This window comes from Lewinella sp., assembly GCF_050633125.1.
Taxonomy (GTDB): Bacteria; Bacteroidota; Bacteroidia; order Chitinophagales; family Saprospiraceae; genus Lewinella.
Map to the genome: position 1 here is coordinate 62,926 of NZ_JBOEFX010000001.1, position 24,515 is coordinate 87,440.

Genomic DNA, 24,515 nt, shown 5'->3' on the forward strand with positions numbered 1-24,515 from the left:
GTCTAGTTGGATGAGATAAAAACTTAATATATTACCAAAACAAAAAGAGGAGCACCTGAATAGGCACTCCTCTTTTCTGATGAAGGAAACTCATGTTTCACTTCTACTAACATCTCATTGAGACATTAACAGTTTATTCATCTTCCCCTACAGTAGCGTCTGCACTGTTCACATGATAAGGAGAATCAAGGTTAATATCAGGGTTTAAATTATCGCCTGCTACTCTTCCTTGGAAGTTATCTTCGAAAGCCACTACTTCAGTTCCTGAATCTGAAGAATATATTACTATATCATCAACATGAAACATCCCATCAGAAATAGCTGAATTTCCAGCATATTTCCACTGGAAATTAGCAGCGCCATCTTTGACAGCAGCTAAATGCGGAGCTTCGTCATCAACACCACCGTTAGTAGTACTAACCGCATCAGTGATTACAGTCTGGCCATCAATTATAACGGTATACGTTGGATAATTGGTGCCATCAGCAGACCAACTTATCTCTACAGGAATCCAAACATCAGCCATTCCCTCTGGAAAATTAGCAGCTGCAATAGTCGCATCGGAAGCTCCTTCACGGAACTCATGCGGTGCATTGTCTTTCAACCTCACTTCGACCATTGCAAAATCACCAGTTGTGGAATTACCTGAAACGTTGATAAAGCCATCCTGAATATCCATATCTACAGGACCTTCAGCTACTCGGTACATAAAAGTAATTCTTCCGTTTCGAATAGAATCCATCGGTGCATATCTAAGCTCACCAGTATCGCTATCCGTCATGTCAGTAATAATAGCATACCTGTTCTTAGGTGCTGTAACTTCTACTGTTTCAGTTGTTGTAGCAACTACTCCATCGGAAGCGGTTACAGTCAATGTTACGGTATAAGTACCCTCACCAGAAAAGGTATGGGTAGGGTTCTCGTCAGTTGAAGTCCCGTCGCCACCAAAGTCCCATGATGAATCGAAACTAGTATCCGTGATTCCATTTACCACGGAGTTGTTTGTGAAATCATAGGTCAAAGAATTGTCGGCATCAACCTGTGCGGTGAAACTGGCAACAACGGTTGATAGATCTGGTACTATCATTTCGTCATCGTCTCCACAAGAGGTGATTAAAGTAAACGCCAAAAATAAGGACATCATTAGCATGATGTTTTTATTTATTTTAGCAAAGAAACTTTCCATTTCAGTTACGTTTTTTATTAAAAAAAAGTTTGATAAATTATTAAAGTTGTATTTTTTAGTACTGGTTACATTTTTTGAAACCTGTACTGTTCGTTTAGCATACTGTAGTAACGTGTCCACTGAAGCGCTCCTCAATCCACTGTTTCAGAATTTTCATTTCTGATGTGATGAAGCAGTACCTGGTGGTCTTACGATGCAAATGTTGCTTGACCTTTTTCTTTACTTTTCAATTAGATACCTGGATCCTAAACAGCAGAAAATTTGGCTAACCAACAATTGGTCGACCAATTTAGAGTGAAGATTTTGAACTACCAAATTTTTTAACGATTTTCTAATATTCATAAAGTGCTGGTCGCGGAGCAAATACATTCCAAACGAGCCTCTGTATCCAAACACACAAATAGGTAAGCACTCCCAATTACATGCAGGGTTGAATGTAATTGGGAGTGCTTAATTTCAGAAACAGTGAATATAATTTATCCTAGAATGTTCTTTGACTTGCTGAAATCTGTAACATCTTGAAGGTGGATTCGCATAGCTTCGGCGGCGGCCTCGCTATCTTTATTGATGATGTGTTCCAGAATCTGCTCGTGTTGGTGGTAGGCCTTCAATTCTGATTGATCATCGCATACCTTATATTGGATAAAGTTATTGACGATATCGGGGGTAATGATCAGCATTAGTGATTTTAAAACCGCATTTTTACTGGCTTCTGCAATTTTTAAATGAAAGAGTAAGTCCTCTTCTACCGCTAGTGCACCAGAACGAATGGTCTCCTCGTAGGCTACCAATGCTTTCTTCAGGTCAGTGATATCTTTGGGGGTTCTGCGCTCCGCTGCAATTTTCGCAGCGCTTACCTCCAGAATAACCCTGGTTTCAACCAAGGATGCGAAATCACTTTTTTCTAGTTTCAGAACATCTGTGATAAGCCCTTCTAGTGCTGTAATTCCCATGCCAGCTACTACAGTACCACTTTGGGGTAGCGTTTTGAGAATACCGTAGAACTCAAGTTTTTGGATGGCATCGCGAACGTTTGATCGACTTACACCTAGTTTCTCTGCAAGCTTTCGCTCTGCGGGTAAACGATCCCCAGAGGCAAGTTGTCCTGATGTGATTAATGCACGAATTTGCTTGATAATCTTATCAACAGGGGTTTCAACACGAATTTCACTGAAATTTTCAAGCATAAGAGATTGTAGTTTCTAAACCGGGAAGATTGGTTAACCAATAAGCCGGTTAACCAAAATTACAATAATATTCCTTGCCCGGAAATATTTTTTGGTAAAAAACGGTAAAAATAGATATAAATATGGGTATAAGGTCAAGAGGATGGGGTAAAATACGGTTCTCAGAAACGGTAATACTCTTTTGTGTTCGCGTTGTTCACAGTGGGTGCTCACTTCGTTCGGACTCACGGTTGTGAGATATTAACGATAGGTGTAAAAAAATGCGAACGTAGCGAGCACACTCCGTGATTCTGATTTATCGGAAGAGCCACTATTACAGAGAGTGAAACGAGCCTCCCGTGAACGTATCGAACACTACCATGAGATAAAGCCGAGTACCTAGTACTTCGCTGCTTCTCCCTTTGGCATACTGTCCAAGATAAAAGTCCGAAGGTGTTCATTTGCTGCTTGCAAATCCTCTAGGCGGAGATACATCATGTGACCACTGCGATACCCCTGGAAGCTTAAACGATCTTGTAATTTGCCGCTGGGGTCTAATTGCCACATCATGTATTTTGCTTTGAAATAGGTAGTGGCCCCATCGTAGTACCCCGATTGAAACATGACGTTGAGGTAAGGATTCTCGGCCATTGCTTTGCGCAAATCATCGCGCACATTATTTTTCTGGAAATCCCAGGGACGTACAGGGCCAAACATATTGTACTTCAAATCGGTCTTGAAACCCAACTCTTCACGTAGGTAGTAATTAATGGCCGGGGTGAAAGAGTGTAACCACGAGGTTAGTTCTGCACTATAATCAGGTCTTTCTCCTGCTTCCCTGCGATCTAAGCCCAGGTAGCGTGAATCCAGGCGACCGATAGTGTGACCACTGTCGTCACGTAATAGTTCTTTCCAGAAGTATTGGGTGGGAACGTCCAGGTTGTGTTGCAAAATTACTTTGGCAGAAATGCCTGAATATTCCGCCATTTTGGTGGCAATAACTTCCTTTTCCTCCTGGGGTAAAAAACCACCTCTTGCGAGTGCTGGCATCAGGGTGTTGATGGCAAAATCTTCTGAAGCAGGGAGGATGTCCAATAGGTCTTGCTGTTGCAACTGAGGAGACAATTGTTTGTGGTACCAAGCTGCTGCTGTGAAGTAAGGAAAATTAACGGCCGATGATACCGGGCTGTCCGAAGCTGACGCTTGGTAATCTGCGGGGGAAACCATTATTACACCATTAAGGTACATCCACTGTTTTTCCTGAAGGGCTAAGGCCAAGCCAGCTACCCGGGTGCCACCATAGCTTTCTCCAATAATGTACTTAGGTGAGCGCCAACGTTCTTTACGCGTCACAAAAGTGGTTAGCCATTCTGACAAGTAGTTGATGTCTGCGTTTACACCGAAAAATTGCTCGCGCTTAATTTCTTTACCACTCATGGGGATAGTCCGAGAGTAGCCCGTATTGACGGGGTTTACATAAACAATATCTGCTATATCCAATACAGAATATGGGTTCTCGTGGGTGCCGTAGGGTTGTACCGGGTAACCTTCTTCGTCTATATTCAAGACCTGTGGGCCGGTATAAGCAACATGCATCCACACCGATCCTGACCCGGGGCCACCGTTGAAAGAGATAAGTAGGGGGCGTTGTCCACGGTCTGTTACACCATTTCGCGTATAATAAGTATAATGCAAAGTGGCAATGGGGTCTCCCATTTCATCCCAAACGGGTTGCATGCCGATGGTCGCCGTGTAGTCAACTTTTTGGCCCCGAATAGTTGTGCTATGTTGAGTGACAACCATGGTGTCGATAGAAAGGTGGCGATGTTGTCCAAAAGCAACACCTTCAACTAGGAATAATCCTAGAACGAGTAAAAATGCATTTTTCATAACTAGTTTTGTATTGTGGTTAATTTACAATAGCATATTAGCTTGACTTTAGATAGCTATCATTAATAGATGGAAGATAATGAGAGGAATTTGGAATAAGCAGTTTAAGGAAAAGGAAAATAATGAATGAGGTATTTAATGATTTAGGATTACTAACGTAAAGCGCTTATTTTGGACTATAAATACGAAATAATAATATGAAATTAGATCATGCCTATTTTATGAGGCAAGCAATCCAGCTGGCTGAGAGGGGAATGAATAGCAATGCAGGTGGACCATTTGGAGCTGTTGTTGTCAAAAATAATGAGATCATTGCGCAAGGGCATAACAAAGTTACGTCTACCAATGACCCCACTGCGCATGCAGAAATGGTTGCCATCAGAGAAGCTTGTAAAAAGCTCAATACCTTTCAGCTAGCTGATTGTGATATTTATACTTCTTGCGAACCTTGCCCAATGTGCTTAGGTGCTATTTACTGGGCTAGGCCACGAGCCGTTTATTATGCCTGCACAAAAGAAGATGCCGCCCGCATTGAGTTTGATGACCAATTTATTTATGATGAATTGGACCTGAAGATCGAAGACAGAAAAATAAAATTTATTCCGCTTTTGAATGAAGAAGGCGTAAAGGTTTTTGAACAATGGGACAGCAAAACAGATAAAACTGAATATTAGCTGGACTTTCGGCAAAAGATTCCGCCTAATCTTTCTCCACAGGCCCATGCTGCTGCAAAAAGGCTAAAACATCGGTAGGCTCATCGGTAAGATGCAGTAAGTCGTAGTACGTTTTACCATAAGCAAGTTGCCGCAGGAGGGGGTAAATCATCGTGTCAATTTCATATCGTTCTCTGCCCAGGAAAACCATTGGACTGTAGTAATTGAAGGTCGCATAATGGTTTTGTGCAGCATCCATGAATATTTCCTGGGTAGTGCCAGCACTGCCAGGGGCGTAAACAATACCGTAGAGCGCTACTGCCAGCAGGGTGTCCTCCCTAATGCTGTTAGAAAAGTATTTGGCAATATGACTTGCAAAGAGGTTACTGGGTTCATGGCCATAAAACCAAGTGGGTATGGCGAGGTTTTCTTGTCCATTTGGATAAGCTTCTAACACGGCCACTGCGGTTTCGTGATACCCTTCATCGGAATAAAGCGGAGCTTCCTTGAGTAAATCAACGGCCTTGTCAATTGCATTGGCAGGTTGCCCAGCAAGATAAGCGCCAAGGTTAGCAGCTTCCATAATGCCAGGCCCTCCTCCGGAAGCGATAAAGTAGCCGTGTTCGCCAAGTAACTTTGCAGTAGCTACTGTTTTACGATAGTAGGGGGCTGTACGAGGTACGCCATGGCCTCCCATAAAAGCGACACACCGCCGATTGGTCATGCCCTGTTTGTCAAACTCCAACAGCTGCCGCAGTGAATTATCCATCGCATGGTCGTGGATTCTCTGCCAGAGGGCTTCATTAATGGTAGGATTATAACGACGAGTACTGAAGTGATTGTAAACCTCCAAGTCGTGACTTTGCCCATTGGTGGTCTTACAAAGTTCTTTCCAGGTGTACAGTTGAGTACGGAAAGGGTCGTAAGGCAAATCTTCGGGGGCATGGTAGATGTTGGCACCCTTTCGGCGGAGTTGCATTTCCTCCTCCAAACTCATCTGACAGCCTAAAAAGAGGGTGTTGTCGATTTTGAAATTTTCCCAATCCAGCTTTAGTGCCCTAAAATCAAGGGCTTGCACGGTACAGTTGACTAAAGAATGACCATTTTTCAGGAGTTCCTTGAAGGTACTGATCTGGTTAATGATCTGTTCTTGTGGGGCAATAAACTTAGGGCGATCAGCACTCATTCCTTGGACTTGCTTAGTTGTTGATGAATTTGATATACTTGTCGAATCAGCGAATGCCGACCATCATTGTGGATGACGAAGTCAGCGAGGCCTACTTTCTTCTCTTCTGGCCATTGTTTATCGATGCGAGCCTTCACTTGCTCGGCGCTGAGGCCATCACGTTCGATCACACGTTGGATGCGTAAATTCTCAGGAGCGGTTACGGTGATGACCTGGTCGAGGAGTTGGTCTATCCCACTTTCATAAAGAAGAGCTGCCTCTCGGAGGGTGTATGGGGTAGCTTGATGCTGTTCATCCCATCGGATACCATCTTCTCTCACGGCAGGATGAACGAGGCCATTGAGGATATTTAATTGTTCCTTGTTGTTGAAAACAATCTCAGCGAGGTAGGAGCGATTCAGTAATCCTTGGTCATCATAGGTATTTTCGCCAAAAGCATCTTTGAGAGCTGCTACGAGTTTTGGGTCGTTCTGCATCAGCCATTTGGCGCGGTCATCAGCATAGTAAACAGGAATACCTAAGGCTGCAAAAATGCGGCAAGCTGTTGTTTTTCCACTTCCAATTCCTCCGGTAATACCAATCCGTTTTGTCATACAAGACGCTTCTTTGGTTGCAATTTACCACATATTAGCCCGTAACCAGGTTATTTTGTAACGCAAAAACCAATAATTCTGAAGAAGAGCGCAAGTTGAGTTTTTTGAGAATATTTTTCCGGTGGGTATAGACGGTATGTGTACTCAGATGTAGTTCTGCGGCAATCTCTTTGGCTACCAATCCTTTTGCAATTAAGCTGACGATCTCTATTTCTCGGGGACTCAGAATAGTAATGTCTGGACTAGCTTGTGAGGCAGATCTTTCAAGGAGGTAATCAAGTACTTTTGCACAGAAGAATTTTTCTTTACGAACCGCTGCTAGTATGGCATCTTCTACTTCTTCTTCGTTGCAGGCCTTGGTGATGAAAGTTTTTACACCACTTTCCAGAAGCCGTAAAATCTGATGCCTACGATCATCATCAGTGATGATCAAAAGCTGAATATCTGGATAGTTCTTAATAACGGTGTGTACTGTATTTGCACTGAAATGAGGCGAATGGTCGTAATCAATTACGAGAATATTGGGTTGTTGCACTTTCAGTTGACTAAACAGTTCTTCTTCACGGGTAGATTCAAACAATAGCACTAAGCCTTCGTTCTGGCTGAGAAGGTGCTTGATACCAGCCCTGGAGAGGAGCTGCGGATCGGCGATGGCTATAGTTGTATTTGCTTCCATAGAATGAGGCTGCTGCGCGAAGATAAGCGGGGAGCATTGCTTAGCAAAATTTATTTAGACTTAATTCAAATAAGGAAGTGGTAAACTTCTTTTCTCCTGTTATTACCTTCGGTGATTTTAGTAATGTTGTCTAAAACCAAAGGAGTATTAGTTACAACTATCTAATGTTTCTTTAGTTCAATAAAAAGCTCATTCCCTAGGCGGGGAGCGATAGAGTAGGGGGTGATTTCCAACGACATTATCTCGAAAGACGGGGCGAATAATTTTCGATAATCCTCGGCAACGCCACCGAAGGGAGGGCCAGGAAAAGAAAACTCCTTGGCAAATAAAACACCGGCCAATCGGCCCTGATCACCAAGCAGGTTAGCAGCTTGTGTTACATACTGTGGTCGTAGAGCAGGATCTATCGCGCAGAAGAAGGTTTGTTCAAGGAGAAGATCAAAAGGAACTTCGGTTTCGAGTTCAAAAAAATTGCCAACCAGAAGATGTTCTTCAGGGAAATCAGGGGCTATCTGCCGGAGGTGATCAAAGGCGCTTGGGGCCCAATCACAGACAAATACATTCTGATATCCTTGTTGGTGAAGATAGATGGCCTCATAGGCTCGGCCAGCTCCGGGAATTAAAATGCGGGATTGCTGATAATTGTTCTCGTTGAGATAGTGTGTCAGCGGGGGAGAAGCCTGGCCTATATCCCAACCTGTTTGTTGGTCTATCCATCGCTTCTCCCAATATTCCGCGTCCAATTCTTTCATGTGAGTTGAGCTAAAAATAGTGCTTTCCAGAGCTTACCATTTGTAGGTAATTCCCAGACTAGGCAGGATAGGCAATTGATTTACCCGTCTGTTAGTAAGTCTGTCAACATAAAATACATTGGCGCGATCATATGCGTTGGTTACACTCAGGATGGCTTCTAGCCCGCCGTAGCGACCAAATTTCCAGTTGCGTTTCAAAGAAAAGTCTAAGCGATGGAAATAAGAAAGCCGTCCGCCGTTAAGGTCTTCATCCAGTAAAATGTCAAGGTTGTAATTCCCTGTTAGGAAGTTGACAAGCACCGGATTCTGAGAGGTAGCATTTTCGTAAAAACCTTGTGTTTCTGTGAAAGGGAAGCCAGAACCAAGGTTCCAACGTACGCCGAATTCCCAGTTTCTTTTTTCGCCCAAAAGATAGCTGGCTAAGAAGTTGGCATTATGACGGCGGTCGAAATTGGTAGGGTATTCCTGGAGTCCATCATCACGTCGTACGTGACCATAGCTATAGGTACTCCATAAGTACAGACGATCTCTTTCATACTTCAGCGATAAGTCTATTCCGTAGGCATAACCTGTTTCTGTAGTGAAATCGGGGTCTGTAGCACGGAGTTTGTTACGATTAATCGTAATAAGCTGGGTGAAGCCCTTGTAATATCCTTCGATATTGGTAGTAATATAATCACCGAAGTCTAGCTCAAATCCTGCTACACCATGAAAGGCTGTTTGCAAGCGATTATCGGTAGGTGTCTGAGAATTGGGTTTGTATATGGTTTCTTCTGGTCCGGCAAGGAACCCTACAAAGAAATTGACAATATCCAGATCGTTGACGGTACTGATTAGGTTTTGAGAATACAAGCCGGCAGCTCCTTTGAAACGTAAGAAATCCGTAGCGTTCCACTTTAAGCCCAGGCGTGGTTCAGGAGAGGCCGTATTCTGAGAGGCATAGTACTGAATCCGGAAACCAGGTTCCAAAATCAAATTGCCTATTTTCTGCTTGTACTTCATGTAAGCGGACAACTCGGTGGTGAAATCGAGTTGTTTAAAGCGCACGCCGATGAGGTTGGTAAACTCAAAATTGGTGTTAAAACCATTGAATTCAATACCATAATTCAATTGGCTGTTGCGGCCGAAATACGCAAAATTCAAGAGTGCATTGTAGGTGGTAATACCACTACTACGTGGTGCCCCGTCTGATTCTTGAAGGCCAATATTGTAATCAGAATAGCTCAAGGTACCATTCATGATGATGTTACTATTGAGCGGAATCAAGATGAAGTTGGCGCCGCCACCACTGTTGTCCCAGTTGAGGTCAGCTACATTGGGAACCTTGAAGCCATCGGTGAAATTGAAGCCAAAAAGATCCAGTTTACTACCATTGCCTCCATTGATAGAGAGCTTGCCATAAACATCGGTGTAATTAAAAGGTAAGCCGATGTCTTCCGGACGTAAATTCAGGGTGTCACCAGCATAAGCATAGTAATTCGTATCTACAGCGTATGCATACAATTGCTTAGAGGTCTGGTCGAGGTAAGAGTGTTTTGCCGTCAGCATGAAGCTGATGCTATTACCTGTTTCAGGGTCAAGTTTTTTGATGGGCCCCTCAATCAGTGCTTTCGCCTGAAAAGGACTGGCGGAAACCAAACCACTCAAGTTGCGCTGATTGCCTGTTCGTGTCTTAATATCTACGACGGCAGATACACGGCCACCATATTCCGCATTAAAGCCTCCAGTGAGAACGTCTACACTACGTACTGTTTCTGTTTCAAAAACAGAGAAAAATCCAATTGAGTGAAAAGGATTGTAGATGGTTACCCCATCTAGCAAGATCTTGTTTTGCACCGGAGAACCACCACGAATATATACTTGTCCGCCTTGGTCACCAGAAGAAACAATACCGGGAATAACCGTAAGGTACTGCGCAATATCTGCCTCGCCACCTGTGGAAGGTAAAGCCCTGATGTCGTTTGCGGAAACGGTAATTTTAGATACCTGAGTGTCCGAACGTGCTTGCTCCCGGTCAGCAGAAACATTGACGGTAGAAAGGTTGACAGCTTCAGTCGAGAGGTAAATTCTTACATATTCAATACCGCTTTTAACTTCTACCTCTACCTCTTTGGTACCAAAGCCGGTATAAGAAACCAGCAACTTGTAGGTGCCAGGCTCCAGGTTAGAAAAGGTAAAGAAACCATCAAGGTCGGTGGTTGTTCCACGGTCGGTGCCATCCATCATTACGGTGCCGTAAATGATAGTTTCACCACTTTCTTCATCAAAAACATTGCCACGGATAATACCAGTTTGGGCAAAAGCCAGAAAGGAGAAAGCACAAAATAACAGGAGGGTAAATAACTTCTTCAAGATGTCGTCTATTTCAATAAGTCAATCGGGGCAGTTTTCCATTTCAATAAGGATCACTGATTCAACGGCGCAAAGATAAAATGATTTCCCGCAATATGGTTGCTTGCTTCGTCGGGTGTCGGTCATTTTGTAAAATGCTTTTGGGGTTTGCAATAGATCACCTTGGATTTGCAATGAAATAAATGAACAGCGTATTATTTATAACTCTCCAAATACCCAATCCCTTCTCTTCCCAGGCTGCCAAAAAACAAATGGCCGTTCCATTCCTGGACACTGCTGATCTGGGAAAACTTGCCATCGGGGTCTTGTATGTTATAGACCACTTCGCCTTGGCTATTGATGCCTAATACACCAGCATGAGTAGCAGGAGCTGGTTGTAGCCAATCAGGTAAACGTGCGATGACCTTACGTAAGAAAGGCCACTCCGATAAATCATCAATGAGCGGATTACGGGGGCTGATCATAGCCAGCCAGAAAATGCCATCGCTCCCACGGCTAATTCCATCGGGAAAGGCAGGCAGTGCTTGTATGAAAGTATCTACTGTTCCTGTTTTTTCTCCCTTTAAATAATAACGCAAGGTGCGGTAACTGCTAGTTTCATTGACGAGCACAAAGGAAGTGTCTGCCGCCAGTGCTATGCCATTTGCAAAATAGAGCTTATCCAGTAGCAGGTCTACTTCTTTGGTGGCGGGATCGTATACGTATAGTTTCCCCACAGGAAGGTGTTCAAGTATATCTAATTTGTAAGACTCAATGGCCCAACGATCAGAGGCATCTGAAAAATATACTTTTCCATCAGGGCCTACTTCCAAGTCATCGGTAAAACCAAATGGTTTTCCATCATAACTGTTGACTAACTCCTCGAGTTGCCCGTCTGTTGAATAACGAAGCAGCCCCTTACGGGCATCAGCAATATAGAGGTTGCCAGCTTGGTCAAAGTCTAAGCCCAGTGGCCGGCCACCAGTATTAACCAACTCCACCGGGTCGGCTTTGGGGCTATCGTACATCAATAGCCTGCCATCGACTGCTGCACCGTATACCCTGCCGCTGGAATCAATAGCGATGTCTTCACATTCCGGGCAACTCAAGTGGCGCACTTCTACCGCTTGGAGTAATGTATTAGCGGCAAAGTCTCCAGTGTAACCCGGGTTGGGTGGAGTTGTCCATATTTCTGGTTCAAGAGATGTAGGCCAGAAAAGGAGATAAAGGAACAACGCTATAGAGATACTTGAGATGGTTTTTCTTAATAGTCTCATTATTAAAATGTTGTGTTTTGTCCGCTGGTGGGTTTTTTGTAAGGTAGAATGATAGGGATTAAGATACAACCAATAAGTTAACCACTCATCGAGGAAGAAAGATAGATTCCTTTATCTTTATGGCTTCCTTAAATTTCACTCCTTTATGCAGTATCTTAAATGGTTCTTGATAGTTGTTGTCATCCTTTTAGTAGGTGGATATTGGTATGCTCACCCTTTACTAAAGGTAGGCGCGGGTTATGCGGCTAAGATGGCCTGTTCTTGTCATTACATACAAGGCCGAGATTTGGAAAACATCAAGGCTGAAGATCTGAATTATTCTGCATTACCGTTGGTGAAATTGTCTCATAATCAAGAAAAGAAAACCATTAAGGCTTCTTTCTTTGGCTTGATTTCTCAGCGAGCACAGTTTATTGAAGGAAGAGGGTGTGTATTGATCGTTGACGAAAATCAGCCGATGCCAACGGAGGTCTCTGCTTCTCCAATGGCTGCTATCGTGACGCCTTTGCCTACTTACGATACACTGCCCAAAGGACTAAATAAGGAAGCCTTGGAACAAGCCGTACAGAATGCTTTTCTGTCCCTACCTGGTGGAGGTACTCGTGGCCTGGTCATACTACACGATGGACATCTGATTCACGAAAAGTACGCTCCGGGTTTTACCAAAGATACACGCCTGTTGGGTTGGTCCATGACGAAAAGTATTACCAATGCACTGGTGGGGGTGTTAGTGAAAAATGGACAGTTGAGTTTGCAGCAGGATCACCTTTTTCCTGAATGGGAAGAAGATGAGCGTGCCAACATTACCTTGGCAGATTTATTACATATGAACAGTGGTTTGGAATGGAATGAAGCTTACGGCGGTGTATCTGATGCTACAAAAATGTTGTATACTCAGCCTGATATGGCTGCATATAGCCGTGCCAAGCCAGCCGCATTTACACCAAATACCAACTGGGTATATTCGTCTGGTACGACCAACTTGCTGAGTGATCTTATTCGTCAAACATTGGGAAATGATCAAGCCTATCACAATTTGGTGCAGGACAGCCTTTTTAATACGATAGGCATGCATTCTGCGCAAATGGAAAGCGACCAATCTGGTACTTTCGTTGGCTCTAGCTATGGCTGGGCTACGGCTCGTGATTGGGCACGTTTTGGGCAACTGTATTTACAAGACGGCCAATGGGATGGCTATCCTGTACTGCCAGCGGGTTGGGTAGACTTTTCACGAGAAGTCGCTGCTGGTTCTGAGGGCGTTTATGGCGCTCAAATATGGTTGCCAGATCCCGAAGAGCTGAGTGATGTGCCCAGCGATCTTTTTATGTTTCGAGGATACCAGGATCAACGGATTGTTATCATTCCTTCCCGCAAGGTTGTAATGGTACGTTTGGGAATGAACGAGGACAAAACTTTTCCCTTAGGTAAGTTTATTGACGAGGTTTTGGCAGCGCTGCCTCCTAACTAAAAGGCTGGAATTTTCACACCTTCTACTTCGGTCAACGCCCGGAAATGAGCGGATATTTTTTCCAGTAGCTGTTCTCCTGAACGGTTAATGATGTTCCGGCCATCAATACTTTCTACGCGGGTTAATTCCCCCATTGTACCGGTGGTGAACACTTCGTCGGCGGTATAAAACTCAGTAAGGGAAAGCCGTTTTTCAGCATGTGGAATATTATTCTCTTTGCAGAGCCTAAGGATGGTTCTTCGAGTAATACCAGGAAGACAATAGTCTGCATGAGGGGTATAGACTACTCCGCGGTGTATGCAAAAAACATTCACACCATTGGCTTCAGCTATGTAGCCATCAGTATCCAGCATTAGGCCAGCATCAGCGCCGGCATAGTTGGCCTCTATTTTGGCCAGAATGTTATTCAATAGGTTATTGTGGTGAATTTTACTGTCGAGATGCATGGGAGAATTCCGCCGCGTCGAGCTAGTCGCCAACTTAATAGATGGAGGATATACAGGTGGCTTAAATTCTGCCAGAACAATCAGAGTGCAACCATATTGATTGAGACGAGGGTCCATCCCAGAGGTGATCTTCCGGCCTCGGGTGAGCGTAAGCCGGATATGCACGCCATCACGCATCTGATTGGCCTTTAGGGTCTGGAAAATTGCATCCGTAATAAAATCATTATCGGGAATAGCCTTGAAGTCCAAGGCATGAGCCGAAAGTTGTAGTCGCTCAAGATGCTGCTCTAAGTGGAAAATTCTGCCATCATAAACCCTTATGCCTTCCCATACGGCATCACCTCCCTGAACAACACTATCGAAAACACTTACTTTGGCATCATCACGGTGTACCAAAGTTCCGTCTACATAGACGATAAGATTTTCGTTCTTTGGATTGAGTTGTTGAAGCATTTTTTATTACTTGTTACAGTGGATTCTTAAAATTAATGGATATGGTAACTATCCCCGCATTTAAAGCTGGAAGTGGGAGTGTTTTCGCACCCCGCACAAAAAAACGCACCCCGCACCCTCCCTAAAACCTCCCTTCCTGATTGTACAATTCTTCTTCTAGAAGGAGCGCTTCTTCGCCGATGTTTTTCCAGTCAATATAACGCTCTAATTCGTAGTTGTCTAGCCGGTTGTGGTAGAAGTAGAGAACCTTAAAACTGGCACTAACGATACGTTCTTTCTTGTCGTAATAAAGAGGGTTGGAAACATGGAAATTTCCCAAGTGTTTGATACCATCCTGCAAAATGAAATCTACTGCTTCGTGAATATCTGGCGAAAGTTTCACTTCTTCGAGTCGTTCCATTACCAGTAAACGGTTGCGTAACTGATTAATGACATCTCCGAGAGCTGCTTTGGGGAATACAAACTCTTCCGCAGGTAAGCGCAGTATGCCGTAAAGGTCTAGTTGCGGGTTTTGGTGCTCTAGCAATCGGAAGGCAGCAAAAGCAACGAGATGGCTGGTCAATACGATATTATCCTTGTGATAACGGTCAACAATGCGATCACCTAGCAAACTAGTATACTCTGCTTCACGTTGTAAGTCTTCATTGACTTCTCCCTTGGCATTCAGGAAATATTCTGAGACATCCACTTTGCGACCGTGCTGGTCATAGCTATTGCCTTGTTCATCAACTGGGTTGCCCAAAACATCCATCGGCTGCCCAAAAGACAAGGTAATATTGTTTCCTTTGGAGAATACTTTCCAGGCAAACTGGAGTACCCGAAACGGGCTGTAAGAGTTGTCTTTGGTTTTGAGGTATTGTTCTTTACCAATCTGGCGGAGGTGTTGCTCGATAAGGAACTCTGCCTCCAGGACAAAATGGTAACCCAAAACCAATGGGACAATAAAGACTTTTTCATCTCGGCCTTCCTGGAAAATAGCCCTTTGCGCTTCCACAGTAGTCCCCAGTAGCCCTAGTTTTAGTTTGTCTTCCAGTTTGCCTGATCGGGAACGAGTGCCACCAGGGAAGAACAAACTATTGATTCCTCGTTTGATTGATAGCATACTCATCGCCTTGAGGGTCTCCAGGTAGATGCCATTTTTTTTGCGGCGATCTACCCGGTAAGCACCGAGGCGATTCATGAAATAAGCTGTATAACCAGTATTGTATAGATTGAGACCAGCGCCGTAACTGAACGAAGGCAAACCCATGTAGGTGTCCATGGCATACCCGATCAGAATGGAGTCGAGGTTACTAAAGTGGGTAGGTACAACAACAACAGTACCTTGCTTAAAAAGCTTGCGTACTTTTTCTACTTCACCCTCTACGGCGAGTTTTTCGGTGAGCCGGTGTTTCCGACCCCACAATCCCCGCACAGAACGCAATGCTGCGGTATTGAGCAGACGCGTAAAAAAGAAGGTTAAAAAGCGGCGGGCAAAAAGGAACGTTTTAATCCTGAAAGTTCCCACAATTTCTTCGGCATAGCGAAGAATAATCTGATGCAGGTGTTCACGATTGATTTGATCAACTTCCTCAGGTTTGTGGTCCATTGCCAAGCGGACATGCCGGTGACTTAGCCGCCGCCAAAATTGCTTTTCTTTTGGAGGGTCAACTTTCCACGGCTCTTCTTTGATCCGGATGCGCTCCGTATAAATAGTTTTTGAGATGAGGTCCCTGGTCTTGGAAGGGGATTGGCCCATTAGCCTTTCAAGGGTATATTTCTCAATTTCTTGAACAAAGGCACGGCGATCTTCACTGAGTCGGTAGATCGGCCAGTCTTCAATGTCATCGATGACGGGAGGTAGGATGGTGTTACTACGCTTTCTCATGGCTCAATGCGATCTAGCGTTTCTTCAATGATTTTTAGAATTTCTTCCCGACCTACTCGTGTATTAGCACTTGAAGGAATCCCCGGAGGGAGCTCTTCCCAGAATTCTAACAAGGCAGCAGTGATAGCCTCGATATTCGCCTCCAGTTCGTGGGGCTTGGTACGGTCAGTTTTGGTATAAACAATGATAAAAGGTACGCCAATTTCCCCAAGCCAGTTGATGAAGTCAATGTCTACTTTTTGGGGCCCAATATTACCATCCAATAAGACAAAAACACATTGTACGCTCAACCTTTTCTTAAAATAAAAATCCATCATTAGGCGCCACTGCTTACGCAGCTTCTTGGACACCCTGGCGTAGCCGTAACCGGGTAAGTCCACCAGGTACCAACTATCATTGATGAGGTAATAATTCAGATGCTGTGTTTTTCCGGGGACATTGGAAATTCGCGCCAAATCTTTACGCTCAGTAAGCATATTGATAAGTGATGATTTTCCTACGTTTGACCGTCCTATGAAAGCAAACTCAGGCTTCCCATCTTGTGGTGCTTGGCGTTGCTCCGGAAAACTTCCCTTAAATTCTATTTCGTGAATGACCATTTTTTCTTTTATGCTAAAGACAAACATAAGCAATTTCCCCGCAAGTGTAAAGCGTCGATTAAAGGCACATAGGAATTCCATGTTATAAACAAAAAAACAATAACACTGTTGGTTGACAAATGAGATAAGGCGAAACGCTTAACTTTAGCAGATTTTTCAAATACATATAAATACAGAAATAGGATGAAACCATTTTTACCAAATTTTGCGTGGTCGATTTTTAGCCCACAATCGATCAGGTTTTTATTTATACCACTACTCGTTTTGGGTGCAATAAGCTTTGCCAATGCCCAAGCTTACCCTGGTTGTGATGATATTCGCTATCGCACAGATGTCTTTACCGAAGTACAATCCACCTTAGGCTTGTCGTACGGTTCTGGTACGACCATTGCAGGGAATACCCAGGAGCTTTTTCTGGATGTTTACGAGCCTGTTGGTGACGAGCAGGCGATTCGCCCGGTAATTATCCTTGCCTTTGGCGGGAGCTTTATCTCCGGCGAGCGAGAAGACTTGGCCGGACTTTGTGAGTCTTATGCCCGACGGGGCTTTGTAGCCGTGAGTATTGATTACCGTTTGTACGATCTTCCATTGATTCCATTCCCTACTTCTGATGAAATGCGGGATGTAGTGGTACGATCAATCTCTGATTTCAAAGCTGCGATCCGCTATATGCGGGAAGATGCCGCTACGAGCAACACCTTTCGGGTTGATCCTGATATGGTATTTATAGGTGGTGTGTCTGCTGGTGGTATTGCTGCGGCACATACTGCTGTATTGGACGAAACAGACGATATTGATGCAGATCTACTGGCACTTATCGAAGCCAATGGTGGATTCACAGGGAACTCTAGTGATAATACAGAGTACTCGAATGAAGTGCAGGGCTATATCAGCTTATCTGGTGCATTGAACGACGCTTCCTGGATGGATGAAAATGATCCTCCTTTTGCGAGCGTTCATGACGATATGGATATCGTTGTTCCTTACAACACTGGTTTTGCGAGTTTGTTAGGAGTGCAAATCGTGTATTTAGAGGGAAGCCTTCAACTTCAGCTAAAGGGAGATAGCCTTGATATCCCCAACCGTCTATTGACCATCGAGAATAGCTTTGATCACGTTAGCTATTTTGGTACTCCTGAAGAATACACGGCTACGATAGATTTTACAACAGAATTTTTGCAGGACATTATGTGTGAGCAACTTGTTGGTACCAATGACCAGCCGGAAGTATTAGGTGGTATCCGTAATTTCCCAAATCCTGCTACTGATCGTATCCAGGTGACTAACCCAGAAGGACTGCTACTCAATTTGAGCCTTTTCAATAGCATGGGCCAAAGGGTGACACAACGCCAGAATACCACCGAATTAATGGTGGGGCAGTTACCCGCTGGTATCTATTGGCTTCATGTAGAGGACTATGCTACCCGAGCCAGTACGATACAGAAGGTGATCATTAAGTAGCGCGACCAAATGTGTAAATGCATAAATGTATTTATACAAACGATGTCCTTTACCCGCAGCGGCCTTGGCAAAGCAAGGCCACTGCGGGTATCAATTGGACGGTAGATCAACAGCCACATCTAGCCCTTGTTTGGAGTCGACAATTTTAGTTTTTTTTTAAAAAAAACTATGTGTCTATATGGTGAGAATTCCATGTTTGACAGAGAACTACCAAACCCCCTCCAAAGGATAAACGTCCAACCGCTGCACCGCTACGCCTTCGTCAGTGAAAAAACGAATGGTCGTGAAATCTTCCGTCGGAAAAAAGATATCCGTGATAGCCGTCAGCCCATCATCGGCAATGAGCTCGGCCGAACTTACGTCTAAAACGAGGTGCATCGTAATCAAGACACCCTCCAGTTGCTTAGGCGCGTAGTGTATTTCTTGGGCAAATTTTTCTGAAAAATCATGATTACCTGCTTTGGTACGATCACTGAAATAGGCTTGCATATCAGCGTTGTAACCTATTCGATAAACTTCCCCTTTGGTGTTGAGTAACTCAAATCCAAAACTACCAGTAGCGTCGGTAGCTACCTCAAGGATAATTTCCAGTTTCTGTGGATCAACTCCTAGATCGTGTGTTGTTCCGGGACTTGTATTGATCGTGATTTCCTTTTTTTCTCCTCGAATGCTTTGTAGCTCCTGTGGGAAAAATTGTGCTAAACGCGGCCCCATCGCTGTCGCTTTAACTTGAAATTGGCGAGGCAAGGTCATTGCACTTCGCCATAGCTGTGTGGGCACTACTTGTGCGTAGTCCCAATTACTCATCCAACCCATGAATATCCGACGGCCATCTTCTTGTGGAATATCTGACCATGTTACTCCAGCATAGTTGTCGCGACCGTAATCTACCCAACAAGCGGCAACACGACTGGTGTCTTTTCGAGCCTGGCGCGCCATTTCAGCACCAAACTCTTGATCTAAACGGAAACGTTGCCCATCAAATTCACCAATGAAATATTGAGTAGCAGATCCACCATTGGGCCCACCAGGGTTGATACTAACGAGTAAAACCCATTTCCTACCCCCCGTTTCACTAATGGTAACGGGGAACAAATCTGGGCATTCCCACACGCCACCATGAGCACCACGGTTTTTACCGAATTGACTGAGGTAGTTCCACTTTTTTAAATCTTTTGAAGCATAAAACATGACTTGATCCTGTGCAGCGAGTACCATTATCCATTGGCGATTATCTGCATCCCAGATGACCTTGGGGTCACGAAAATCCCGAATCCCAGGGTTAGGAACCACGGGGTTGTTTTCGTACTTCGTCCAGGTGCGCCCTCGGTCGTTGCTGTAGGCAATGGCCTGACTCTGGAAGTCGATAGCACCACTCTTCTCTCCCTCGGGGTCATGATAGGTGAAAATGGCTACGAGTGGTGGTTCTCCATCGTCACTAAAACCACTGGTATTGTCCCAATCGACAACCGCACTGCCCGAGAAAATGTAGCCTTTCTCGTCAGGGGCTATTCCTATAGGCAAATGTTCCCAGTGAGCAAGGTCTTTACTTACGGCATGCCCCCAATGCATGGGCCCCCATACTGTACTGTCTGGATAATATTGATAGAACAAATGGTACTCATTGTCAAAAAAGACCATTCCGTTTGGGTCATTCATCCAATGAGTAGGAGGGGAGAAGTGGAGTTGTGGCCGGTGTTGTTCCAGGTAAGTTGGGCCAGTTTTAGCATCTTCTATTTTCTCCCTTTTACAGGTTGTAAAAAACGTAACGGCGATGAGTAAGATTAATAGTTTTTTGGCGTACATAGTAATTAGCGATTGTTGTTTTTGTTTTCTCTTTTGTGCTCGCTGCGCTTGCGGTTGGTGTTTATTCCGATTTTCGGGTAAGCACCAACCGCGAATGCGAGTGAGCACTACCGTGAGCACCAGCGAACACCCCGCACTTCGCACAAAGCACCTCCGCACCATTAATCCTTGTGATCCGTCAGCTGCTTCTGCAATTCTTCCAGCGACACCCCTTTCGTTTCCGGCATCATGAAATGGACAAAAAGAAGTTGTAATACCATACAAAAGGCAAAGAAGCCAAATACGGTAGCTGCCGAAAAGGCATTTAGAACCGGTAGTGTAATCATCGTAATAGTTGCGGCAAATACCCAGTGGGTACCTGAGCCCCAAGCCATGCCGAAATCGCGTACCTGGTTGGGGAATATCTCAGAAATAAACACCCAGATCACTGCTCCTTGCCCTACGGCATGGGCTGCTATGAAACCACAGACCATTACAACTACCCAGCCTCCTGTGGCACCCGTAGCAAAGGCATAAGCGACCAGTGAGAGGAAAACGATATAGCCAATAGAGCCTATATACATCAGTGATTTACGCCCCATACGGTCGATGAGGTAAAGCCCTACGAAGGTAAAGAGGAAGTTGATAAGCCCTAGCCAAATGCCAGAGGCGCGAGCAGTTTCAGCTGTCATGCCTGCTTCTTGCATTATGCGGGTAGCATAATAAAACACAAAATTGATACCCGAAAGCTGATTGAACATAGCGAGTAAAAACGCTAAAAATATCGGCCAGCGATGCCGAGCAGAAAAGAAAGATACACCAGCAGCTTTACGCTCCGCAGTCTCTCGTGAGTCTTCGATGATTTGTAATTGTTCTTCTACTTCTTTTTCTGAAGAGAAAATGTTAGCAAGCACCGCCTTTGCACCTTGTCGGTCGCCTTTAGTCAGTAATAGCCAACGAGGACTTTCTGCAATGGTCAATACGACTAAACTGTAGAGCAGTGCCGGTAAGGCTTCTACCCCCAGCATCCATCGCCAGGAAACAGCCGGAATCATGTATTTCCCAATGAGCCAATTCGATAGAAAAGCAATCATAATACCCAACACGATATTAAATTGGTAAAGGGCTACCAGTTTGCCTCTGTTTTCGCGCGGAGCAATTTCAGAAATGTAAATAGGAGCTGCTACCGAAGAAGCACCTACGCCCAAGCCACCAAGAAAACGGAAGAAGGAAAATAGATAAGGGTCTGTTGCCATCGATGAACCTAAGGCAGAAACGAGATAGAAGATACCAATCCAAAATAGGGTTTTCTTGCGGCCAAAGCGTTTGGTCGGAAACCCGCCAAACAGCGCTCCAATCACAGTGCCCCACAGCGCCATCGACATGATAAAGGTACTGTGAAACCAGTCACTAGTTTGCCATAAATCCTGAATAGGCTTGTCTGCACCATTGATAACGATGGTATCAAAACCAAATAAAAATCCTGCCAGGGCCACGGTGATGGACCACAAAATAACTTTGTTGTTCTTCATTATGTTTTGTTAGTAGACGGGGGAAATAGATCAATTCATTTCCGTCAAATACTTGTAGCTTGCTTCTTTGGGGACAGGAGCTCTTTTTACGATAAATCGTGACCAGAACTTGGAATAATTTTAACTAAGATACAACCGTTTCAAGAATGTGCAAGTCTTTAGCCCATAACCACGATGAGTTTTACACCCGGGTGTTTTTTTTCTCTAAATATACTCGCTCATGACTACGGCCGCCATGACGGAATCAGAACTGATAGACGCTTGCCTTGATAATGATCGCCTGGCTCAGAAAGAGCTATATGATCGTTATTCGCGAGCAATGTATACTGCTGCTTACCGAATTACTTCCGACTTTGAACTCGCTAACGATGTGTTGCAGGAAGCTTTTGTGAAGATTTTCCGCCACTTGGCAGGGTTTCGCAGAGAGTCAACCCTTGGAGCATGGATCAAAACCATTGTTGTTCGAACAGCCCTTTCCCGGATGCGACGGGAAATCAGGATGGAAACACTGGAAGATTATCACCATAAAGACCAAGTTGTAGACTGGGGGCATCATCTCGATGCGGACTATCTGGAAAAAGCTATTCAGGCTTTGCCAGCAGGCTACCGCTCTGTATTTGTGATGATTGAAGTAGAGGGGTATGCGCACAAAGAAGTTGCAGAAATGCTAGGGATTTCGGTAGGAACGTCGAAGTCGCAGCTTTTTTACGCCAAGAAAAAATTACGTAAATCGCTGGAGAAATACCGGTAGAGATAAGAGCAAGTCCCAAACGAGCTCTAAGAATCAGGTCTTTGTATTTTTATACCAATTATTTTGAACCATGTCTGAATTCGAAAAGAATAGAGATAGCCTCAAAAAAGCACTGGATCAAATGCCTTCCTTCGATCCCCCCGCAGGACTGTGGGATCAAATCCAGTCGGAGTTAGCCACACCTCATGCGCCTGTGGAAGAGGCGCTCCATGATGCGGTACAGCATTTGCCCGCTTATGCTCCCCCGGTTACCGTGTGGAACAAATTGGCTCGCCAATTGGATACCGATCATCAAACCCGGCAATTGCGTGTAGTGCGCCGCCGGCAAGTATTGCAGTGGGCAGCAGCGGTGGCACTGCTGTTAATGGCGGGCTACGGCATCATGCGAGAACCCGGCCCGAAAGTAAAGCTGCAATACGCACAAGAAACGGTTCAGCAATTCCAGGTAGAGCTTGATTGGAATTCCGATGAAAATGTTTTTGCACAACTGGAGCAAGAACTCGTGCAGGTCAATGATCCTGCTATCAACAAGTTGCGTTTTGAATACGAAGAACTAAGTTCGGCACACGAAGATGTAACTGCGATGCTAAAGTCCTATGGTCGCGATCCTCAACTGATCCGGCAAATGGCCGATATTGAACGCGAAAGAAGCGATATTTACCGTCAAATCATTGAAGCAATTTAATTGATGCAAAGATTATTCCTGTTTTCCCTGGCGAGCTTATTAACCATCTCTGTTGCCGCGCAAGAAGTCGTGCAAGTGGTTACTAAAGTTATTGAGAAAACCTTCAACTACCAGGATGGCTACGAAGTCAATGTCGAAGGTCAGAAAGCTGAGATCTTCGTCGAAACTTGGGATAAACGTCAAGTAGGCCTCCGCCTCGAAATTTCAGCGAAGCATCCAGAGAAAGCCACCGCCGAAGCCGATCTGGAAACCGTCAATTTTGTTGCAGAACGCATCAAAAACAAAATCTATCTGCGCAATTATCGCTACGGTGGTGCTGAGCAGACCGAATCCGTACTTTCCGTCACCTATTATATTACGCTCCCGGAAGACTGCCCAGTGTACGTCAAGAACTACTTTGGGGCGGCCAATATTTCCAACCTTACCAACCGGTTACGGATCTTCGGAGAATACAGCCAGATTGATATCGACAACGTTAAAGGCCTCCTCGATATTCGTACCCGTTTCGGTGATATCGTCGGCGAAAAGATAGACGGAAATGTGACCATCAATGCCCGCCGTTCTGATGTAACGCTCTATGAGATAGCAGGTAATTACCAGATCAATGCCCAATATGGCATCCTGAAATTGCAACCCGGAGCAGGCCTCTTGGGGCTAGATATTAGCGCCGAAAAATCCGAAGTCTACCTCTACGGCGACCAGCCCGAGTTGTATGGTTACACCCTCACGGCTACCCACGGCAAGGTCCTTACCCCCGAAAATCTCCGCCTACTGGCCCTGGAAAACACCCCCGAAGTTCAGAAAGTACAATTCAAGCCTACCCGCAAGGAAACTTATCCTGTCATTACGGTCAGCGTCACCTTTGGCGATGTCCATTTAGAGAAGATTCCAGCAGAAGGCTTGCGATATTAATAATTGGGCAGCTGGCATCGCCTGACGGCTTGCCACCGCGCTATCCGCTCTTTCCACACCCGCTTTTGCGGGAATGCGGAACCGCTACTATCGCTGCTGCTGCTCCTCCGTGCGCCGTGCTTCGCTGTTCGCTACGCACCTTCTTAGTCTACAGAAATAAGCAGGGATTTATGCGACCTCATCCGAGGTCGAAATAGACCAATAAAGCGGTTGAGACTACCAATCTGGCACCTCTCCGAGGAACACAACGTATCCCGAAAACAAACTCTTTACACTAGCAATATCTTGTCCTCCTCTCGGGGAGGTGTCACGAAGTGACGGAGGGGGAGGGCCTTGTTTTGCGCATCCGCATTGTGGCGTGAGCTTCAGCCCGCACGCATCATAAGTTCATAGTAAAGTCGATATTGGTTTTCAGCTGTAGCAAATACCAAACAAGCTCTCGAAAAGTCCTAATTCCCACCAAAACGTCCGCAATTTCATTTCGGGACGACTACCCTGTTTTTCTCCTCCATCTTTGCATTGTCAATTCGACAAAAACAAATTTACAGAAAAGGAAAGGTTCACAATGCCGTTGAGGAATTCATGGAGAACAACAGATTTTTTTAAATCAAATTTTCAAACTTAACACTCAAAGAAATGAAAAACTTATTAATTCTCGTACTAACTTTTTGTACACTCAGAGCATGTTTGGGACGATAAAACACATACGCAGCACATAGAACTTTACGTTAAACGTAACTTAGATAATAAGAACATCATTGGGGTAAAGTTCTAAGCAATGAACGCCGTTAGGGGGGAGTTTTTATGATCGGATTGAGATTTATAGTCTGCCAAGCCAGGATTTGT

General features: G+C 44.7%; 20 protein-coding genes. 6 read left to right on the forward strand and 14 right to left on the reverse strand.

Annotated elements, in window-relative coordinates; translation table 11 throughout:
- Nucleotides 1-133 precede the first annotated feature (133 nt).
- The 3 genes from ACRBG0_RS00230 to ACRBG0_RS00240 all read right to left on the reverse strand — a co-directional run bounded on the left by ACRBG0_RS00230 (nucleotide 134) and on the right by ACRBG0_RS00240 (nucleotide 4,242).
- Nucleotides 134-1,186, reverse strand: coding sequence for a PKD domain-containing protein (locus ACRBG0_RS00230; protein ID WP_431484924.1), 1,053 nt, complete (start codon nucleotides 1,184-1,186; stop codon nucleotides 134-136).
- Between the two features lie 476 nt (nucleotides 1,187-1,662).
- Complete coding sequence (locus ACRBG0_RS00235) at nucleotides 1,663-2,373, reverse strand: FadR/GntR family transcriptional regulator (protein WP_431484925.1); 711 nt, start codon at nucleotides 2,371-2,373, stop codon at nucleotides 1,663-1,665.
- A 378-nt stretch (nucleotides 2,374-2,751) separates the two neighbouring features.
- On the reverse strand, nucleotides 2,752-4,242 hold the full coding sequence (locus ACRBG0_RS00240; RefSeq protein WP_431484926.1) for a S10 family peptidase: 1,491 nt from the start codon (nucleotides 4,240-4,242) through the stop codon (nucleotides 2,752-2,754).
- A gap of 197 nt (nucleotides 4,243-4,439) precedes the next feature.
- Between ACRBG0_RS00240 and ACRBG0_RS00245 the strand changes: the two genes are divergently transcribed.
- Nucleotides 4,440-4,916 (forward strand): nucleoside deaminase, encoded by a 477-nt coding sequence (locus tag ACRBG0_RS00245; RefSeq protein WP_431484927.1) that lies wholly within the window; start codon nucleotides 4,440-4,442, stop codon nucleotides 4,914-4,916.
- Between the two features lie 25 nt (nucleotides 4,917-4,941).
- On the opposite strand, the gene ACRBG0_RS00250 is transcribed toward ACRBG0_RS00245, so the two are convergent.
- The 6 genes from ACRBG0_RS00250 to ACRBG0_RS00275 all read right to left on the reverse strand — a co-directional run bounded on the left by ACRBG0_RS00250 (nucleotide 4,942) and on the right by ACRBG0_RS00275 (nucleotide 11,710).
- Nucleotides 4,942-6,081, reverse strand: coding sequence for an LOG family protein (locus ACRBG0_RS00250; RefSeq protein ID WP_431484928.1), 1,140 nt, complete (start codon nucleotides 6,079-6,081; stop codon nucleotides 4,942-4,944).
- Nucleotides 6,078-6,674, reverse strand: coding sequence for a dephospho-CoA kinase (gene coaE, locus ACRBG0_RS00255; protein ID WP_431484929.1), 597 nt, complete (start codon nucleotides 6,672-6,674; stop codon nucleotides 6,078-6,080). Before coaE ends, ACRBG0_RS00250 begins: the two co-directional genes overlap by 4 nt.
- 34 nt (nucleotides 6,675-6,708) lie before the next feature.
- On the reverse strand, nucleotides 6,709-7,350 hold the full coding sequence (locus ACRBG0_RS00260) for a LuxR C-terminal-related transcriptional regulator (protein WP_431484930.1): 642 nt from the start codon (nucleotides 7,348-7,350) through the stop codon (nucleotides 6,709-6,711).
- A 161-nt stretch (nucleotides 7,351-7,511) separates the two neighbouring features.
- The gene (locus ACRBG0_RS00265; RefSeq protein WP_431484931.1) at nucleotides 7,512-8,102 is read right to left on the reverse strand and encodes an SAM-dependent methyltransferase; all 591 of its coding nucleotides are present in this window, start codon (nucleotides 8,100-8,102) and stop codon (nucleotides 7,512-7,514) included.
- 33 nt (nucleotides 8,103-8,135) lie between these two features.
- Nucleotides 8,136-10,454 carry a TonB-dependent receptor gene (locus ACRBG0_RS00270; RefSeq protein ID WP_431484932.1) on the reverse strand — a complete coding sequence of 773 codons (2,319 nt, stop codon included), beginning with the start codon at nucleotides 10,452-10,454 and terminating at the stop codon, nucleotides 8,136-8,138.
- Between the two features lie 194 nt (nucleotides 10,455-10,648).
- The gene (locus tag ACRBG0_RS00275; protein WP_431484933.1) at nucleotides 10,649-11,710 is read right to left on the reverse strand and encodes an SMP-30/gluconolactonase/LRE family protein; all 1,062 of its coding nucleotides are present in this window, start codon (nucleotides 11,708-11,710) and stop codon (nucleotides 10,649-10,651) included.
- Nucleotides 11,711-11,855: 145 nt separating this feature from the next.
- Between ACRBG0_RS00275 and ACRBG0_RS00280 the strand changes: the two genes are divergently transcribed.
- Nucleotides 11,856-13,178, forward strand: a complete 1,323-nt coding sequence (locus ACRBG0_RS00280; RefSeq protein ID WP_431484934.1) for a serine hydrolase domain-containing protein — start codon at nucleotides 11,856-11,858, stop codon at nucleotides 13,176-13,178.
- Here ACRBG0_RS00280 and ACRBG0_RS00285 read toward each other — a convergent pair.
- The 3 genes from ACRBG0_RS00285 to yihA all read right to left on the reverse strand — a co-directional run bounded on the left by ACRBG0_RS00285 (nucleotide 13,175) and on the right by yihA (nucleotide 16,624).
- A complete protein-coding gene (locus ACRBG0_RS00285; RefSeq protein WP_431484935.1) occupies nucleotides 13,175-14,077 on the reverse strand; it encodes an aminotransferase class IV in 903 nt (300 codons plus the stop codon). The two genes, ACRBG0_RS00280 and ACRBG0_RS00285, sit on opposite strands and share 4 nt — an antisense overlap.
- Nucleotides 14,078-14,198: 121 nt before the next feature.
- Nucleotides 14,199-15,944, reverse strand: coding sequence for a 1-acyl-sn-glycerol-3-phosphate acyltransferase (locus tag ACRBG0_RS00290; RefSeq protein ID WP_431484936.1), 1,746 nt, complete (start codon nucleotides 15,942-15,944; stop codon nucleotides 14,199-14,201).
- The gene (yihA, locus tag ACRBG0_RS00295) at nucleotides 15,941-16,624 is read right to left on the reverse strand and encodes a ribosome biogenesis GTP-binding protein YihA/YsxC (protein ID WP_431484937.1); all 684 of its coding nucleotides are present in this window, start codon (nucleotides 16,622-16,624) and stop codon (nucleotides 15,941-15,943) included. The genes ACRBG0_RS00290 and yihA overlap by 4 nt, the downstream gene beginning before the upstream one ends.
- Nucleotides 16,625-16,726: 102 nt before the next feature.
- Here yihA and ACRBG0_RS00300 point away from each other — a divergent pair, with 102 nt between their 5' ends.
- The gene (locus tag ACRBG0_RS00300) at nucleotides 16,727-18,004 is read left to right on the forward strand and encodes a T9SS type A sorting domain-containing protein (protein WP_431484938.1); all 1,278 of its coding nucleotides are present in this window, start codon (nucleotides 16,727-16,729) and stop codon (nucleotides 18,002-18,004) included.
- A 207-nt stretch (nucleotides 18,005-18,211) separates the two neighbouring features.
- On the opposite strand, the gene ACRBG0_RS00305 is transcribed toward ACRBG0_RS00300, so the two are convergent.
- Nucleotides 18,212-19,810 (reverse strand): glycoside hydrolase family 32 protein, encoded by a 1,599-nt coding sequence (locus tag ACRBG0_RS00305; RefSeq protein ID WP_431484939.1) that lies wholly within the window; start codon nucleotides 19,808-19,810, stop codon nucleotides 18,212-18,214.
- Between the two features lie 161 nt (nucleotides 19,811-19,971).
- The gene (locus ACRBG0_RS00310; protein ID WP_431484940.1) at nucleotides 19,972-21,321 is read right to left on the reverse strand and encodes a sugar porter family MFS transporter; all 1,350 of its coding nucleotides are present in this window, start codon (nucleotides 21,319-21,321) and stop codon (nucleotides 19,972-19,974) included.
- Nucleotides 21,322-21,541: 220 nt separating this feature from the next.
- Between ACRBG0_RS00310 and ACRBG0_RS00315 the strand changes: the two genes are divergently transcribed.
- From ACRBG0_RS00315 to ACRBG0_RS00325, 3 genes are all read left to right on the forward strand, one after another.
- Nucleotides 21,542-22,072, forward strand: coding sequence for an RNA polymerase sigma factor (locus tag ACRBG0_RS00315; protein WP_431484941.1), 531 nt, complete (start codon nucleotides 21,542-21,544; stop codon nucleotides 22,070-22,072).
- A gap of 70 nt (nucleotides 22,073-22,142) precedes the next feature.
- Nucleotides 22,143-22,757, forward strand: a complete 615-nt coding sequence (locus ACRBG0_RS00320) for a hypothetical protein (protein ID WP_431484942.1) — start codon at nucleotides 22,143-22,145, stop codon at nucleotides 22,755-22,757.
- Between the two features lie 3 nt (nucleotides 22,758-22,760).
- The gene (locus ACRBG0_RS00325; protein ID WP_431484943.1) at nucleotides 22,761-23,669 is read left to right on the forward strand and encodes a hypothetical protein; all 909 of its coding nucleotides are present in this window, start codon (nucleotides 22,761-22,763) and stop codon (nucleotides 23,667-23,669) included.
- Nucleotides 23,670-24,515: the final 846 nt, after the last annotated feature.